This is a genomic window from Segatella salivae DSM 15606, from assembly GCF_000185845.1.
Classification (GTDB): Bacteria; Bacteroidota; Bacteroidia; order Bacteroidales; family Bacteroidaceae; genus Prevotella; species Prevotella salivae.
The window spans coordinates 1,110,166-1,127,612 of sequence record NZ_GL629647.1 but is presented as its reverse complement, the minus strand read 5'-3'; the positions used below and the strand labels follow the sequence as shown (position 1 = coordinate 1,127,612).

The window sequence follows — 17,447 nt, the reverse complement described above, 5'->3', positions numbered from 1 at the left end:
TTCCTGCGGCATCACACCATGGAAAGCATGAAACCGCAGGCCGTTAAGAAATATATAACTATTTCTTATTTTCATCATGATTCAATTCTCTTCACGCGATGTTAACCGCATCGACTGGCGCCACAATTCGTGCAAATGAGACATCCTTCCTGGTAAACGAGTGACTCATGTCCGCATACTGGGCACTTCTGTCCATTCGCTTTGGTTCCATCAACGATGTATTTCTTCAAGGCACGCTCTACTCCATTCTTCCAAGTATTAATGCTTTCGTCTTTCAATTGCAAAGAACTTACGAGCTTCATCACGTGATCTATTGGCATGCGATAACGCAAAACGCCCGATATTAACTTAGCATAGTTCCAGTATTCTGGGTTAAACTTTTCGCTCAATCCTTCTACTGTAGTCTTATATCCGCGTTTATTCTCGAACTGAAAGTCATAGCGATGCGTGCCATCTTCAAGCGTTGACTTGATGATTTTGCCTTTAGTGATGTTCTTAGGCAATACAATTCCTTCCTCATCGTCCTGCAAACCAGTGAATATTTCATAAGGATAACCATTGAGTAAGCCTACGAATGCCACCCACTTTTCTTTGTTGTTTTGGAATCGAACGACATCACATTCGAGCTCTTTTGGGCGTACTTCCGTCACTTCGGGTTGCTTACAATCTTTCTCTTTGGGTTCTTCCTCACGCACTTCTGCACCTTCTGCGTGTGTGCCTTTCTTCTTATCTTTCTTTGAAACGGATATCATTACGCCGGCACGACTACCATCTCGGTAGATGGTACAGCCTTTACAACCACTCTTCCAGGCTTCAACATAGAGACGATTCACAAGAGTTTCGTCCACATCATTAGGCAAATTGACGGTCACTGAAATGCTATGGTCGACCCATTTCTGTATAGCGCCTTGCATTTTAACCTTCATCAACCAGTCAACATCATTGGCAGTAGCTTTATAATAAGGTGACTTTGCAACAAGATTATCTATCTCTTCCTGGCTATAACGCTTCTCTGTGTCATATCCATTGACTTGCATCCACTTCAAAAACTTACGATGATAGACGATATACTCCTCGAAACTGTCACCTACTTCGTCTACAAAGTCAACGTGAACATCGGCATCATTCGGGTTAACTTTACGTCTTCTTTTGTACACTGGCATGAAAACGGGCTCAATACCACTGGTGGTTTGCGTCATCAATGAAGTCGTTCCAGTCGGCGCAATGGTTAAACAAGCGATGTTGCGACGCCCATATTGCTGCATATCTGCATAGAGTTCAGGGTCTGCTTCCTTAATTCTTAGCACAAAAGGATTATTGCTTTCGCGCTTCGCATCATAGATTTCAAATGCTCCTCTCTCTTTAGCCATCGTCACAGATGAACGATATGCATTCAAGGCCAGCGTCTTATGAACCAATACAGAGAAGTCGGTTGCCTCCTGAGTACCATAGCGTAATCCCAAAGCGGCAAGCATATCACCTTCTGCAGTGATGCCAACGCCTGTACGACGCCCCATTCCGCTCTTGCGTTTTATCTTCTCCCAAAGGTGATATTCGGCATCTTTCACCTCATTGCTTTCAGGATCTTGTTTGATCTTTTCAATGATAAGGTTGATCTTTTCCATTTCCAAGTCAACAATATCATCCATGATTCGCTGAGCAAACTGAACGTGTTTCTTAAACTTTTCGAAATCAAAGCGTGCCTCTTTTGTAAAGGGTTTCTCCACATAACTATAGAGATTGATACTTAAAAGACGGCAAGAATCATAAGGACATAGTGGGATTTCGCCACATGGATTCGTACTAACTGTGCGGAAACCTAAATCTGCATAGCAGTCAGGAATACTCTCTTTGATGATTGTATCCCAAAATAACACACCAGGTTCTGCGCTTTTCCATGCGTTATGTACTATCTTTTCCCATAGTTTTCGGGCTTCAATCTCTTTCTGAACCTTGGGCTTTTCTGCATCAATTGGCCACTGTTGAACATAAGTTTTGTCGTTGATGGCAGCATTCATAAAGTCATCATCAAGCTTCACCGATACGTTTGCACCTGTTACTTTGCCCTCTTCCATCTTGGCATCAATAAAGGCTTCGCTATCAGGATGCTTGATACTAACAGATAACATCAGTGCTCCGCGACGACCATCTTGGGCAACTTCGCGTGTAGAATTACTGTAACGTTCCATGAAAGGCACTAAACCTGTCGAGGTAAGTGCCGAGTTATTCACCGGACTTCCTTTCGGACGGATGTGACTTAAGTCATGCCCCACGCCACCACGACGCTTCATTAACTGAACTTGTTCTTCGTCAATACGCATTATTGCGCCATAGCTGTCGGCCTTACCATCAAGTCCTATGACGAAACAATTACTCAAACTGGCTACTTGTTGGTTATTACCTATGCCCGTCATTGGGCTTCCTGCCGGCACAATATAACGGAAATGATCGAGTAATTCGAATACTTCTTGCTCGCTCATTGGGTTCTTATACTTCGCTTCTACACGTGTAATCTCCTTGGCAATACGCCTATGCATGTCCTCAGGACTACGCTCATAGATGTTCCCATAGCTATCTTTCATAGCGTATTTATTTACCCATACGCGCGCAGCAAGCTCGTCTCCGTCGAAGTATTTCAAAGAAGTTTGGAAGGCTTCTTCAAAAGAATAGGTTTTGTTCGTTTCCATTTTTAAGTGTAACTATAAATTTGTTGTTGCAAAATTAGCCTTTAAATTCGACAAAAGGAAATTCAAATCAACTTATTTTCTCTATAAAATTTCTGTTTTGGAAAACTTGTTTATAAAGATAAAATGAAAGGTTTTCAAAATCAATCACTTGCATGTTGATAATTAAAGAGAAAGATTTCACAAATTATTTTTTTTGAGATTTCGGGCTGATTTGATGTGATTTAAATGATTAAACCATGAGGCTTTTATTATGCTATCTATTGCTTTTCATCTGCTTTTGGTGCAATATTGGGTGAAAAGTCCTTGTTATCAAAGGCTTTCCTGTTATAAATCAGCTTTTGAAGAGGAGCGTGATGTGTTATGGTTAGCATGGAAAGGTACAATTTTTGTGTAAGAATTATTGTCTGTTTTTTAACACTTTGAGGATACATCAATAAGGTTTCAGTTGCCCAAAAAAATCATTTTTGTATATCGTTTCTGCCTAATTGTTTTCTCTTTTTGTTCATTTTGTGATGTAATTTGCGTCATTTTACGTTCCTATTTCATTCATTTTACTCCACGAAATGATGCTGTTTGTTGTATGATATGACTGAGATTGAATAGATTTTTATCATGATTTTAAGGCGAGTTTCGTGTCAAATGTTCTAACGCTTTGACTATAAGTCTATTGCAAAAAGATTAAAAGCGTGCCATAAGAGGGCTGTCTTTAGAAATTGTTTCAAATACTTTCACGATTTATTCTCTATTGTAAAGGTTTTTGTGAAATGTCATTTTTTAGTGCCTTATATGTCATTATTAAGGTGAGTTTCATGCAGTATGTTAATCGCTTTCTTGCTGCTCGTTTCTTAATGACTTATGTATTAATGAATGTTAGGGCTGATTGTTGGGTGCTCATCCTTGTGAGTCATTGTTTACAATCAGTGTTTTGTGACATTGTTTTAATTCAAAGGGTGGGACTTTCTATCTAAAAAAGAGGCAGGTTCTGATGGTTCAGACCTGTCTCTTTTTATGTGTTTATACCTTATTTATATGGTAGATGAGATATGATTTGCGTTTTGTTATTAACAATTTTGCATGAATTAATACCCGAAAATGTCTTCAGTTGTCAGACGTTTTACAGGGGCTATCTTTTCAAGAACCTTCATATCAAGATTCTTTTCGTTGCCAAGCACGGCATAACGATAAGGTTTGTGAGCAATGTTCTGATTTGCAAAGTTAACGACATCCTGCAATTTCAGCTTGGGCAATGCGGCATATATGTCTTGCATATAGTCGTGATCAAGTCCCATTTGCTTGAGATACAGGTAACGATAGATGATGTTTAACTTCGTTGTTCGACTGCTTTGGATAGACTTTGTGAGGCTTTGTTTAGCCAAATCAAACGCTGCTTCGTTCTGTGGCATGTTATTAACAATCTCGTTAAATACCTTGATGCAGTCGCCCATCTTATCATTTTGTGAGATGATATGTGTGTAAAAGCTTTCTGATTCGTCTTTATACGAAGGACGTTTATACATTGCAAAAGCATTATAAGCGAGTGCTCTTGTCTCGCGAAGTTCCTGGAATACCACGCTATTCATACCTCCACCGAAGTATTGATTGAATAGCGCTTCAACGGGAGCTTTGGCAGTTGACCACGTCTTTCCTTCGTTGTTGTATTGTCTTAGATATATATTCTTAGCATCGTATGGTGCAATAATCACTTCGTTTTGTGTCGTTTCTTTAGCTTTATAGGGCTTGTTGACCGGCATAAGTACCCATTTTGCTGGCGTAGGATGCTCTTTACTGAGTAACTGGTTGAGTTGATTGAAGTCAGAAGGACCATAATAAAGTACGGTGTGTTCTATCTTTTCAAGTTCTGAAAGCATATCAACAAGCTTCTGAGGGTCCATTGCTCGCAAGTCCTTCATTGGCGTTTTGTCGCGTGTTGGGTTATATTCTCCATAGACAGCATAGTCCCAAAGCGCACTGAAATTAGACTTTTGGTCGGTCTTTTCGTCATTACGTGCCTTCTCAAGCATATCACAATAGCTATTCCATGAAGTCTTGTCAGCCTTTGCATGATGCATAATCTTCTCAAAAAGTCGCAGTGCCTGTGGCATGTTTTCATTCAAACCAGTGAGTGTAATCTGCAAGTTCTTCTCGTCCATAGAGGCATGATATCTGCACGCAAGCTTGTAAAAGGCTTGTTTAATCTGTGAAGCGGTCATGTCGTTAGTGCCGATATAGTCGAGATAATCAAAGGCTATGTCGTATAGTTTGTTTGCCGTGTAACCGAAATCAAAGCGGAAAACGAGGTTGAAAATACCATCATCAGTATTCTTTTTGTATATCATGGGCAGACGAGACTTTGTGCTTGTGAACGTAAGTTCTTTCTTAAAGTCTACGAATTGCGGTTGAATGGGCTCAACTTTTGATGTGCGAATCTCTTTCAAGAAGGCACTTTCAAGCTCACGATTTGCAGGGATTGGTGTGATGATAGGCTTCTCAATCTTTTTCAAAGTGGTATCATTTCCCATCTCTTTATAAACACATGCATAGTTATCTGTACGCAGATTGCGGCGTGCAAAGTCTATAATGTCTTGCTTGGTAAGTTTTTCTTGTCGCGCAATTTGCCCCACAACGTCTGCCCATGGCTTGTTGTTGATAAACGCATCTCCCATTAAACTGGCGCGGTTAGCATTGTTATCAAGTGACTTATAGTATTGAAGTTTCTTGTTAGCAAGCACAGCTGGCAACAAATCATCACTGAATTCACCGCGTCCAAGCTTTTCAATCTCTGCCAAGATGAGGCTCTTCACGTCGTCAAGCTTTTGATTTTGCAATGGAACTCCCTCGAAAAGAAGTAATGAATAGTCGTTAAGTTCCTCAAGATATGCCCCAGCTTGCATTGCTTTCATGGGCTGAACAATGTTTATATCCATGAGTCCGGCCTTGCCGTTTGATAGCATGCGTTTTACGATATCAAGCGTATCATTTTGCAGTTGGTTAGCCCCTTTGAAGCGCCAACCCATCATAATGTTCTCTGCATCAAGTCCAATGACAGTAGTATCTCTTGGAGATGTGATGGGCTTTTGTGCCTCAAACTCAGGTCGTGAGAGTTGTTTGTCGGCCTTCCAACTGCCAAAGTATTTATCAATGATGGCGATAACAGCGTCTGGATTGAAGTCACCTGCGAGCACAATAGCCACATTATTGGGCACATAATAGCGGTGGAAATAATTCTTTATGTTTACAATTGAGGGATTCTTCAAGTGTTCTTGTTCTCCAATTGTAGTCTGAGTACCATATGGGTGCGTTGGAGTGATGAGCTTCCAAAGGGCAGCATACTCCTTACTTCCATCGCTTCCCATCGATATATTCTTTTCTTCGTAGACGGCTTCAAGCTCAGTATGGAAGCCACGTATTATCATATTCTGAAACCGATCGGCTTGAATGCGTGCCCAATTAGCAATTTCATTGGATGGAATATTCTCCACATAACACGTTACATCGTTACTTGTATAGGCGTTACTCCCTTCAGACCCCAAGCTCGTCATAAGCTTATCATACTCATTTGGGATGTTATATTGTGCAGCAAGTTGGGAGATTGAGTCAATCTCATGATAGGCTTTCTTGCGTGCTTTGGGGTCAGTTAGCGTGCGATAAATTTCATATCGACGCTCAATTTCGTCAAGATAAGGTTTCTCTTTGGCGTAGTTTGTCGTGCCAAATTGCTGTGTTCCTTTGAACATTAGATGCTCTAAATAATGCGCTAAGCCTGTAGTTTCGGCAGGATCATTGCGAGATCCCGTGCGAACTACTATGTTTGCTTGCAGTCTTGGCAGCTCTTTGTTGACGCTCATGTAAACAGTTAAGCCATTGTCTAAGGTGTAAATACGCGTCTTCATCGCGTCACCTTTGACGGTAGTAAAGTGGTAATCTTTAGCCGAAACAGAAGTAGTGACGGCGAGAACCAATGTGAATAAAATCGTTCTTAGTCTCATATTATTTTAATTTTCGAAATCAATTTCGTGGTCAAGATTATGGATGAAGTCGTCAAGTACATGCTTTTCGACGTCTCCCATGGCGTATTCTTTCTCGGCATCTTTACGGATTTCCGCGATCCAAGCACGTCGGGCATGTACGTAATCCTTATGAATTCGCTCAACATCTGCATCAGTAATCTCTGTAAGGTGATAGTAGTCGAGAATCAATTGATAAGTCCATGCCCATTGATATTCGCGATAATTGCGATTAATCTCTTTGAAACGGTCTGTTACTTCTTGAATAGTTTCAAGCTCACCTCGCTTGATATCGCTCAGCAAACGCATCTCTTCACTTTCTGGAAGCAGTAATCCGCTGAGGTCATTCCATTTCCCTTGCCCGATGGTTGTTGTTGGAAGATCTACTTTTCCCCATTTCTTTATCACGCGTTTCAATACGGCTCCCATGTAAATTCTTAAGGCAATATCGTAATATTTGATGCCTTTGTTGAGCGAACTTGCATTGATAACATAATTATGATAGGTGTAAGTAGCTACATTTTCGCCACAAGCATCGCGTAGTTTCTCAAGGATTTGCTTCCCTTCTACTATCTCTCCAACCGAGAAAGGGGATAACCAATCGAAGTTAACGATACTCTTTTGGCTGCCCACTGGACGCACATCGCGTTTTGGCCACTTTCTAATGTCGCGGTAAAGTCCTACGGTTGTGATATTCCTTCCAGGCGAAAGATACATCGTATCGCCATAAGCGATGAGGTAAGAGAATGGTAAATAGCGAGTGTCCGGATGATACATTAGCTTGCCAAAGCATACAGAAAACGTCCCAATATGAGCCGGCATAAGTATGTAAGCACCGCTTGCTGTCTTCGTGCCTCGCTCCAAAACACCATGATGAATGGGTCCCATCTTGTAGGCATGGTTACTGAAATTCGTCGCACTTCCAGCGTTATAGAACGAGAATTGGCCTCCAATTAGTAGACTACTTTTATGGTGACTGGCCGTAAAAGGGCCACAAAACGCGGCGCAAGCTTCCCCATTACTCATGTATGAATTGGCAAAGAATACACTTGAAGATGCCGTAAAACCATTGCTGATTTGACAGGCCTCACCAATAAAACAATCTTGAATCTTAACGCTGTTAATGATACTTGAGCCCTCACTAATTATCGAATTTTCGCATATTACACCCGTACCGATGTACACATTTGATACCGGTGAGCTTAGAATTGTGCAGTCACTGAGTCGTGAAGCACCATTGATTTCGCAATCATCATAAACAATTGTATTTGTAATCTCTTTGGTATTGACTATCTTTACATTGTTTCCGATGTAGGCTTGCTCATGTCTTTTGCGTGCAATCTCTTCGTTGATGAGGCGTCGAATGGCATCTTTCAGTGGCTTATCACAAAAGTGTTTTGCCATGAAAGCTGCAAACTGACTGTTCAATTCGCTAAAAAGAATGACGTTACCATCGCCTACTTCGTTGAGCACTGAAATCAAATTACCTTCTCCATAGGTAGCTCCATCGGTGGTTTCCATTGCATTTACGTTGCTGATATAACAGTCGTCACCAATCGTATAATTATTAATGAAGCCGCCAATGTTCTCAATGAGGCAGTTGTCTCCAATGGTTACGTTGCGCAATGTCGCATTGTTGATGCCCGAATGTTTCATGAATCCACGGCTCACTTCAATGTTTTTATCGAAGTCACCAATAGAAACCTCGCCGTAAAGCATGACACGATGCATGTAGTTTGGTTTGAAATCATCAGACACATGCACGTTGGTCCAATCCTCAGCCCAGCAATTTCGGTCTTCAAGAATCCTTATTTCTTCATCTGAAAGCTGTCGCATGGTGTTTATTTATGATATATAAATCATCGTTCTTATTTATGAATGCCGAAGTAAAGAGATTTATTCCACCTCGGGATATAAGAAGTCATTGTAAGGATACTTTTGCACATGAAGCTCTCGAACCTTTGTATATAGCGTGCGACGGAATTCATCTATGTTGATCTTTGCTTTCGCACTAATAAACAAACAGTTATCATTCAGCCTAGCCATCCACGTCTTTTCTAAGTCCTCTAAGGCGATATTCTCACGCGTTTCGGGTGTAAGGTCATCCTCATCTTTCTCTATCCAGTGGTAATTATCAATCTTATTGAAGATAATCATCGATGGTTTTTCACTGCAACCCAAGTCAGAGAGCGTCTTCTCTACTACCTGAATCTGCTCTTCAAAGTCTGGATGTGAGATGTCAACCACATGCAACAATAAGTCGGCTTCACGCACTTCGTCGAGTGTACTCTTAAAGGAGTCGACGAGATCTGTAGGGAGTTTGCGAATAAAGCCTACTGTATCAGCCAGCAAGAAAGGCAGATTGTCGATGACAACCTTTCTAACCGTGGTGTCAAGGGTGGCAAATAGTTTGTTCTCGGCAAACACTTCACTTTTTGACAACAGATTCATTATCGTGCTCTTGCCCACATTTGTATAGCCCACAAGGGCCACTCTGATCATCCGACCGCGGTTCTTTCGCTGCGTATTCTTTTGTTTATCAATCTCCTCTAAACGCTGTTTAAGTAACGTTATGCGTTGAAGAATAATGCGACGGTCCATTTCCAACTGCGTCTCTCCTGGTCCTCTAAGTCCTACAGAGCCTTTACCTCCACCCGAACCAGAGCCACCTCCCTGCCTCTCTAAGTGTGTCCAAAGACGTTGTAAGCGTGGAAGCATATAACGATGTTGGGCAAGTTCCACCTGCGTTTTAGCGTTGGCAGTCTGTGCTCGCATAGCAAATATGTCAAGAATTAAGGATGTTCGGTCGAGAATCTTTACCTTTAGTTCGTTCTCTATGTTGCGAATCTGCTTGGCAGATAACTCATCATCAAAGATAACCATACCGATTGGATCCTCATTTTCGGCACACATTTCGATGTATTCTCTGATTTCTTCTAACTTACCTTTACCCACATAAGTCACCGAGCTGGGTCCGTTGGCCTTCTGAGTAAAGCGTTTCACCGTCACAGCTCCAGCCGTATCGGCAAGAAATTCAAGTTCATCTAAGTATTCTTTTGTCTTGGCTTCCGACTGCGTATTGGTGATAAGACCCACCAAAATGGCGGTTTCGGCCTTGACTTCAGAGATTACAAATTCTTTCATTAAATGGTTTTATAAATATAGTATGGTGCAAATTTAATAAATAAACGTGATAGTTCATAGGATAAACACAAGAAAATAACAGCCAAAAGTAAGTCTTTTTGTTTTTAAAATAGGCGTATATCAGCCTGTATTCTTTTTTTATGAATCACTGAAAATGCCTTGTTTCACTTGGTGCTATTGGGCATAATAATTCTCTTGTAGCCTATATTTACACAGCGAATTGGCCTGTTATCCCTTGTAAACGTTTACGTAAGTATTTGCCTTTTTTGCTTGTTTTAATTGCGATTCAATGAAAGTTTTACTTAATTTTGCGCTTAGATGATAATGGATATCACACTGATTTTCAAAAAACAAAAAACTATTTAGAAACAAATCAAACCAACATGTTATGAAGAAACAAACCTCGACGTGTCGTCGGGGCTTTTTCTTTTTTAGCCCATTAAGGTGCTTTGGCTGTTAGCAATCAAATCATTATGCTCTTGGTTCAACAGCTTTGAGAACACGTTTTATATAGGAACGCGAGATGTGTTAAAGGTTTTGATTTATCTTTACAATAGGTTTCATAAAATTAAGGCTGCCTGTTTTGAAGTATATTTCTGTTGGAAATGATTGCTATTTTATGCGTTTTGCAGTGCAATGATTATCAGATAGTTAGATGAAATGTGTTGAAAAGTGTCCTGAAATAACGATAGAAAATGACGCAAAATGTACTAATTTGTATCTCTATTTAGTGCATTTTAGCGTGTGATTTGAAGCAAATAGTGAGGCAAAGTGGGTCGTTTTAGGATGTAAGGTGATTCAAATCGTCTTGCTTTGTCATTAAAAGGGCGGAAAGATTCCTGTTTTCTTGTAATTCTATCTCTATTTGATGTCATTGCAAAGTGTTAAAAATGGTAGTATGTTTTTACATAAATCAGCTATCTCTTTCTATTATTTCCTTTGATGGAGCGATATGTTTAAGGTCTCTTTTTGCTTTTTGTCTTGCTGTGAAAGATTTTTCTTTGCAAACCATTTGCCATTCTTAAATTTAGTCTTATCTTTGTATCACCGAAACAATTTTATTACTATTACATGAAGAAACTCCTTTTGTCGCTATGGGCTTTGAGCCTCACTACCTTTGTTTTTGCATCAGAACACACGGCCTTTTCGCCTGATAAACGGCTCCATCTCACGGTGAGAGACGATGGTGGACAGCCAACTTATACACTGAACTATGACGGATTGGAGGTGATAAAGCCTTCAAAGTTGGGACTGAAAGCCGATTATGGTGACTTCACACAAGGCATGAAGATTGTTGAAGCCACTGAAAAGGCGGTACAAACTGTTTATGATATGACGCGCACAAAGCGTGCACATGTAGACCAAAAGGCCACAATGTTGACACTGAAATTAGTCAATGATAAAGGTTATCCGTTGCAGATTACATTTTATATTGCTAATAATGATGTGGCGTATCGCTATACCTTATTGCCTGTAAAGGATGAAAACCCAAGATGTGCAGTTGTATATGGAGAGACGAGTAGTTTCAATTTCCCCGACGAAACGCGTACTTTTATGACGCCACAAATACAACCTATGTCGGGATGGCAACGCACTAAACCGAGTTATGAGGAGGAGTTTGTCCCCGATGCACGCCTTACTGACAAGTCGAAATATGGCGTAGGATATACTTTTCCCTGTCTGTTTCGAATTCCAAATAAAGGAAACAACACGTGGATTCTTATCTCAGAAACTGGTACTGCGAGTTATCCGGGCTGCCGATTATCCGAATATGAGCCCACGAAAGGATATCATATTGCCTACCCACAAGCAGGAGAAAACAACGGGTTTGGTAGCGAGTTTGCCTCTATTCCCTTACCAAGTAGCACGCCATGGCGCACGATAACAGTTGGTAATTCGCTGCAACCCATCGTGGAAACAACCATTCCTTATGACGTTGTTGAACCTCTTTATACTACACAAAATGACTATAAACCCGGGCGCTATACATGGAGTTGGATCCTTTGGATGGATGAAAGTTGTAACTATGAAGACCAGAAAAAGTTCATTGATGTGGCTTCAACAATGGGCTATGAGTACATACTTGTCGATGCACTTTGGGACAAACAAATTGGTCGAAAGGGTATAGAGGCGTTAGCAAACTATGCAAAGAGCAAAGGAGTTAGTTTGATGTTGTGGTATAACAGCAATGGAACGGAGAACGATGCACCGCAAGGTCCCCGTAACATTATGAGCAATTCGATAGCTCGAAAGCGTGACATGGCGTGGATGAAGCAGATAGGTGTGAAGGCCATTAAAGTCGACTTCTTCGGTGGTGACAAGCAAGAAACACTGCAACTCTTCCAAGATATCCTCAGCGATGCTAACGAATATGGACTTCAAGTCATCTTCCATGGCTGCACTTTACCAAGGGGTTGGGAGCGAATGTATCCCAATTTTATCGCTAATGAGGCTGCCTTGGCGAGCGAAAATGTGTACTTTACGGAGTACTTTGCACGTCAAGAGGCGTTCCAATTAGCCTTATATCCCTTCACAAGGAATGCCGTTGCAGCCTTTGATTGGGGTGGAATCTTGATGAATCATCACATGAGTAAGGACAACAAAAGCCGTCATCAGAGGTTCACAGGTGACATCTTTGAGATGGCAACGGCAATCACAAATCAATGTAGTGTGAATTGCGTTGCGTTGACACCCAATGCACTTGAGGGGCTGCCTGACTTCGAAAAGGAATGGTTAAAGCAAGTACCAACAACGTGGAAAGACCTTCGTTTCCTTGCAGGTTACCCCGGAAAACACTTTGCTGTGGCTCGACAGACAACGGAAGGAAAGTGGTATGCTGCTGCCATTAGTGCCGAAGAGCAACCTATTTCCATGACACTTCATCTCCCAATGTTTGCCGGAAAGGAGGTTAAAGTGTATGCAGATGGCCCGAAAAAAGCAGGTTCTTTGTGGCTCACTCCAGGCATGAAGCGACAGAAAATAGGTAAAAATGGCTTGTTGAAGGTAATGGTTCAGCCCCGTGGTGGCGTCATTGTGAACGAGTAAGTGCGTGGAAGCGTTGCGCTTCACGATAGGTTTTGTGACCTATTTTCTATTTACTTATAGGATAAAAATAATAGGATTTCTACTCAATCTATAATGGTAGAAATCCTATTTCATTTTATATTGTTTTATGTTTTGATAGTAATGAATAGATTGTTAGCAACGTTTTCATGATTTGTTTCATGCTTCTATTCACCGATTCTCTCTTTAACCAGCTTCATGAGCCAGTCACTTTGTTCGGCAATGGTCATGTGACTATTGTCTAATTCGATGGCATCGGGCGCCTTACGCAATGGACTTACCTCGCGATGACTATCGAGATAATCGCGTTCTTCGACGTTTTTCAGAATGTCGTTAAAGTCGGCAGGCATGCCCTTTTCTTTGAGTTCATCATATCGGCGCTGTGCTCTTACCTCAGCAGATGCCGTAACAAACACCTTCAACTCAGCCTCAGGGAACACCACAGTGCCTATATCTCGTCCGTCCATCACCACAGCTTTGTCCTTACCTAAACGCTGTTGTTGCGCTACCATGGCTTCTCTCACGAAGGGGATTGCAGCAATCTGGCTCACGTGATTACTCACTTCAAGCGTTCGAATGTTGCTTTCTACGAGCTCATTATTAAGATAAGTGTCTGGTCTTCCCGTGAGTTTGTTGAACTTAAACGTTATGTTTATATGGCTCATTTGTTGCTGAAGGTCCTGTGTTTTGACACTGCCGTCGGCATTGAAGAGCCCATGTTGCATGGCGAATAGCGTCACTGCACGATACATTGCGCCTGTATCTACATAGATATATCCTAACTGTTTAGCCAGATCTTTGGCCATAGTGCTCTTGCCACATGACGAGAAACCATCAATGGCGATAGTGATTTTCTTCATAAAGTATATGCAATATTGATGATGATTGAATTGTTACTAACGTGATATTTGCCATAAGCGAGGTTGAGTTTGAACCGCTCTAAGTTCAAGCCTGCACCCATACTGAAGCCTGCCCCATGGCTTTTTGCCTCACCAGATGTGTCGAAGATGCGCATCTCATGTGCTCTTCGGAAGTTATATCCGAGTCCAATCCAGAAGCTTTCTGATAGATATGCGTCGGCGCCTACTATGAGATGATCGATTAGTTTGTAGTTCCAATGATTCATGTCTACTATCGTTGCAGAAAGCCTTATCGGTGTACTCGTGAGCTGTTTTGAAACTCCTAACTGAACATCTAAAGGCATTTTGTCGTATCGATCAACGTAAGATTTGAGTTGTCCTCCAAGGTTTTTAGCGACTAAAGAGACGCTCCATTCATGGTCACTGTCATAGTAGTTAAGTCCTAAATCGACACCCATTGCGATGGAGTTATAGTCTCCAATATAGGATGTTATGACCTTCATTGCGATGCCACCAGCAAGCTTTTCGGCGAGCATATACGAGAAATAACCTGCCAAAGAGATATCTTTTGCGTTGAATTCTCCCGTTTGAACGTTGTCTGCATCGACCTCTTTCATCTTGCCATAATCAAGATATTGTGCCGACAAAGCCCATGAAGCATGCTCTCCAATGTTACGATTGAAGGCCGCACTTGCCATGTTTGCACCACGCATATAGTGCATAAAGTTGAGGTTGATTGACTTATCTGAGACGCTCGAAAGCAACGAAGGGTTGTTGAAAATGAGTGCTTCGTCATCCTCAATCATCGTGATATTGTCTCCTCCAATGGCTGCCGCGTGAGCACTAACTGGTAGTCTTAGGAAGTTAAATCCCGTCTGACTATCCTGCGCTTTGGATGGAGTCACGCTTAGAATTAATAGAAGTGCGAATGCAGTTATTTTCATTTAATTTTCCTAATTATTCGACAAAGATACGTTTTTTTTCAAATATAAGCATTAATTTTGCCTTACAATGTGAAGCCCTTTGCAGGTAATGTGAGCACCCTATCAATGGGGTGAGCATTTGAACTGCCTTAAAGAGGCTTTCGAATTGCGTCATTTTAGTGGATGAAATGGCCTTAATTAAACGATGAAATGAGGCATTTTGTGAGACGAAATGGCGTAGATTGCACGGCTATCTGAAACACATTGAATAACAATGTGTTAGTGGTGGTGAGTGAATCAGCCATCAGCCGTGGCGAAAGAAAATGGATTTTGCACAGCGTGGAGAAAAAGAAATCATATCAAGCAGACTTGGAACACCAGCGGATAACAAACTTTCTGTTGGGGTTAGTGTTTGTGTTGGCTTTGCTTTATGTGAGTTTTGAGTATACCTCTGCACCCACATCAGACGAGCACAACAATGAAACAACCGATGATATGAGCCAAGATATCGAGCTCATGCCTGCCATGGATACGCGCGATATGATTTCGGTTGCATCGGGTTCTGCCTCACATGCGGTTACCGAAAAACTCAAAGCTGTTGACGGAAACCCTAAGTTAGGCGATAAAATCAGTCCGAACAATGGCGATATGACACAGGGAGTGGGCGGTGAAAACGTGCGTACAAACACGCAAGATGAGTCAAACACCACCACAGCTCAATCCCAGGTAGCTGTTGACGAGAATGATAACCCATTGCATTTCCGTATTGTTGAGAAGCTGCCTGAATTCCCGGGAGGCATGGTTGAGTTTATGAAGTGGCTCACAAAGAACTTACATTATCCCGTGTTGGCACAGAAACAGCGCCTTGAAGGCAAGGTCGTTGTGTCGTTTATTATCAACAAAGATGGGTCTATAACGAATGAAAAGGTGGAGCGAAGTGTAGATCCTTTGCTTGATCAAGAGGCTTTACGTGTTGTGCGAATGATGCCAAAATGGAAGCCCGGTATAGACAAAAATAAACCTTGTCGGACGCTGTTTGCGATTCCGATAAACTTTAAGTTATAACATGAATGCTGATGAATTATTAGTGAAAGTCAACGACTTTCTAAGCAAGCTAAGGTATGACCGCAAGCCAAGTGGCCTGTATGACCCCGTGAAATATGTGCTTTCAATGGGTGGAAAGCGTATAAGGCCCGTGTTGATGCTATTGGCTTATGGGCTGTTTAAAGACGATGTAGAGTCTATTCTCATGCCGGCGTGCGGATTAGAAACCTATCATAACTACACCTTATTACACGATGACCTCATGGATAACGCTGAGATGAGGCGTGGACATGAAACAGTTCATCGTAAATGGAATGCCAATACAGCGATTCTTAGCGGTGATTCTATGCTGGTTCTTGCCTATGAACGTATTGCTCAATGCAGTCAAATCTATTTGTCAGATGTACTTCATACCTTCACCGAAACAGCCTTAGAGATTGGTGAAGGGCAGCAATACGACATGGATTTTGAAACTCGTAACGATGTCACTGAAGCTGAATATATCGAGATGATACGTCTAAAAACGAGCGTGTTACTGGCTTGTGCCCTCAAGATTGGGGCTATTTTGGCGGGTGCTTCAAAGCAAGATCAGGACTATTTGTATAAGTTTGGTGAGCAAATTGGACTTGCTTTTCAACTTCAAGACGATTATCTTGATGTCTATGGCGACCCAAAAGTCTTTGGAAAGAAGATTGGAGGAGACATCATTTGCAATAAAAAGACCTACATGCTCATTAATGCTTACAACTTGGCTAATAGCGAACAGCGCCGAGAACTGCAGCATTGGATGGAGGCAGAAACGTTTAACAACGATGAGAAAGTGGCCGCAGTAACGGCTATATATAATAAGGTGGGTGTTGATAAGCTGGCAAATGAGCAGATAACCCATTTCTTTGAAGAAAGTAAAAAGTATCTTGATGCCGTGCAAGTTGACGATAAACGCAAGACAGAATTGCGGCATTATGTTCAAAATATGATGCACAGAACGTATTAATTGAGCCTATTTCAAGACGTAAATCATGCCCTATAGACGATTACCTAAAACGGATGCAAGCAGACTTAAGGCATTAAAGACCTTGCTTGATAACGATAGTCTCTACACTGTTAATGGTAGATTTATCGACTGGAAGACGATGAATGTAGCCCAACCTGCTTACAATCAGCTCAAGACTGCAGTCGATCAATATGCTCTTCAATTGCAAGTGCAGACGCGAAGAGCACCTTATGTGGAGAAACCTCAACGCAAAGCGATGATGTATGTCGGTCATTTTATCCAGGTATTGCTTATGGCAGTAGAGCGTGGAGAGATACGAAAGACTCAGCTGAAGCTATATGGTTTGGAAGAGACGGCAACGGCTTTGCCTGCCAATCTCAAATCGGTTGAGGGATTACTTGATTGGGGACCAAAGATTATAGAAGGCGAAAAGAAACGCCTTTCGCAAGGAGGCAGAGCCATATATAACCCAACTATTGGTATGGTTTCGACGCATTTTGATATCTTTAATGAGGCATACGAGCAGCAGCTTAGATTGAAACAGCAAACGCAGATGGCTTTAGAAAAGGTGCAAGAACTACGTCCTAAGGTCGACGAAATCATTCTTGAACTGTGGAATCAGATAGAGGCACACTTCCAAAATGAACCTCCCGAGGTAAGGTTTGAGCAGTGTCGGAAGTGTGGAGTGATTTATTATTATCGACGAAACGAGGAACATTTATATTAAA

At 41.6% G+C, this 17,447-nt stretch carries 10 protein-coding genes; 4 read left to right on the top strand and 6 right to left on the bottom strand.

What is annotated here, in order from left to right; all coding sequences use genetic code 11:
* Positions 1-101: 101 nt before the first annotated feature.
* The 4 genes from HMPREF9420_RS04665 to hflX form a co-directional block, all read right to left on the bottom strand.
* A complete protein-coding gene (locus tag HMPREF9420_RS04665) occupies positions 102-2,687 on the bottom strand; it encodes an adenosylcobalamin-dependent ribonucleoside-diphosphate reductase (protein WP_007134310.1) in 2,586 nt (861 codons plus the stop codon).
* A 1,079-nt stretch (positions 2,688-3,766) separates the two neighbouring features.
* Entirely contained in the window at positions 3,767-6,673 is a 2,907-nt protein-coding gene (locus HMPREF9420_RS04660) for a M16 family metallopeptidase (protein ID WP_007134307.1), read from the bottom strand.
* 6 nt (positions 6,674-6,679) lie between these two features.
* Positions 6,680-8,527 (bottom strand): DUF4954 family protein, encoded by a 1,848-nt coding sequence (locus tag HMPREF9420_RS04655; RefSeq protein ID WP_007134306.1) that lies wholly within the window; start codon positions 8,525-8,527, stop codon positions 6,680-6,682.
* Positions 8,528-8,587: 60 nt separating this feature from the next.
* Positions 8,588-9,835, bottom strand: coding sequence for a GTPase HflX (hflX, locus tag HMPREF9420_RS04650; RefSeq protein WP_007134305.1), 1,248 nt, complete (start codon positions 9,833-9,835; stop codon positions 8,588-8,590).
* A 1,071-nt stretch (positions 9,836-10,906) separates the two neighbouring features.
* Here hflX and HMPREF9420_RS04645 point away from each other — a divergent pair.
* Positions 10,907-12,880: a glycoside hydrolase family 97 protein gene (locus HMPREF9420_RS04645; protein ID WP_007134302.1), complete on the top strand. Its 1,974-nt coding sequence runs from the start codon at positions 10,907-10,909 to the stop codon at positions 12,878-12,880.
* Positions 12,881-13,065: 185 nt separating this feature from the next.
* On the opposite strand, the gene cmk is transcribed toward HMPREF9420_RS04645, so the two are convergent.
* Both cmk and porQ read right to left on the bottom strand, forming a co-directional pair.
* A complete protein-coding gene (cmk, locus tag HMPREF9420_RS04640) occupies positions 13,066-13,758 on the bottom strand; it encodes a (d)CMP kinase (RefSeq protein ID WP_007134301.1) in 693 nt (230 codons plus the stop codon).
* On the bottom strand, positions 13,755-14,702 hold the full coding sequence (gene porQ, locus HMPREF9420_RS04635; protein ID WP_007134300.1) for a type IX secretion system protein PorQ: 948 nt from the start codon (positions 14,700-14,702) through the stop codon (positions 13,755-13,757). Before porQ ends, cmk begins: the two co-directional genes overlap by 4 nt.
* Positions 14,703-15,020: 318 nt before the next feature.
* Here porQ and HMPREF9420_RS04630 point away from each other — a divergent pair, with 318 nt between their 5' ends.
* Genes HMPREF9420_RS04630 through HMPREF9420_RS04620 form a run of 3 tightly spaced genes read left to right on the top strand, consistent with a single transcriptional unit; the run spans position 15,021 to position 17,446 of the window.
* Positions 15,021-15,746 carry an energy transducer TonB gene (locus tag HMPREF9420_RS04630; RefSeq protein WP_044079092.1) on the top strand — a complete coding sequence of 242 codons (726 nt, stop codon included), beginning with the start codon at positions 15,021-15,023 and terminating at the stop codon, positions 15,744-15,746.
* Between the two features lies 1 nt (position 15,747).
* The gene (locus tag HMPREF9420_RS04625) at positions 15,748-16,719 is read left to right on the top strand and encodes a polyprenyl synthetase family protein (protein ID WP_007134298.1); all 972 of its coding nucleotides are present in this window, start codon (positions 15,748-15,750) and stop codon (positions 16,717-16,719) included.
* 25 nt (positions 16,720-16,744) lie between these two features.
* Positions 16,745-17,446: a hypothetical protein gene (locus HMPREF9420_RS04620; RefSeq protein WP_007134297.1), complete on the top strand. Its 702-nt coding sequence runs from the start codon at positions 16,745-16,747 to the stop codon at positions 17,444-17,446.
* The last annotated feature ends 1 nt before the right edge of the window (position 17,447 follow it).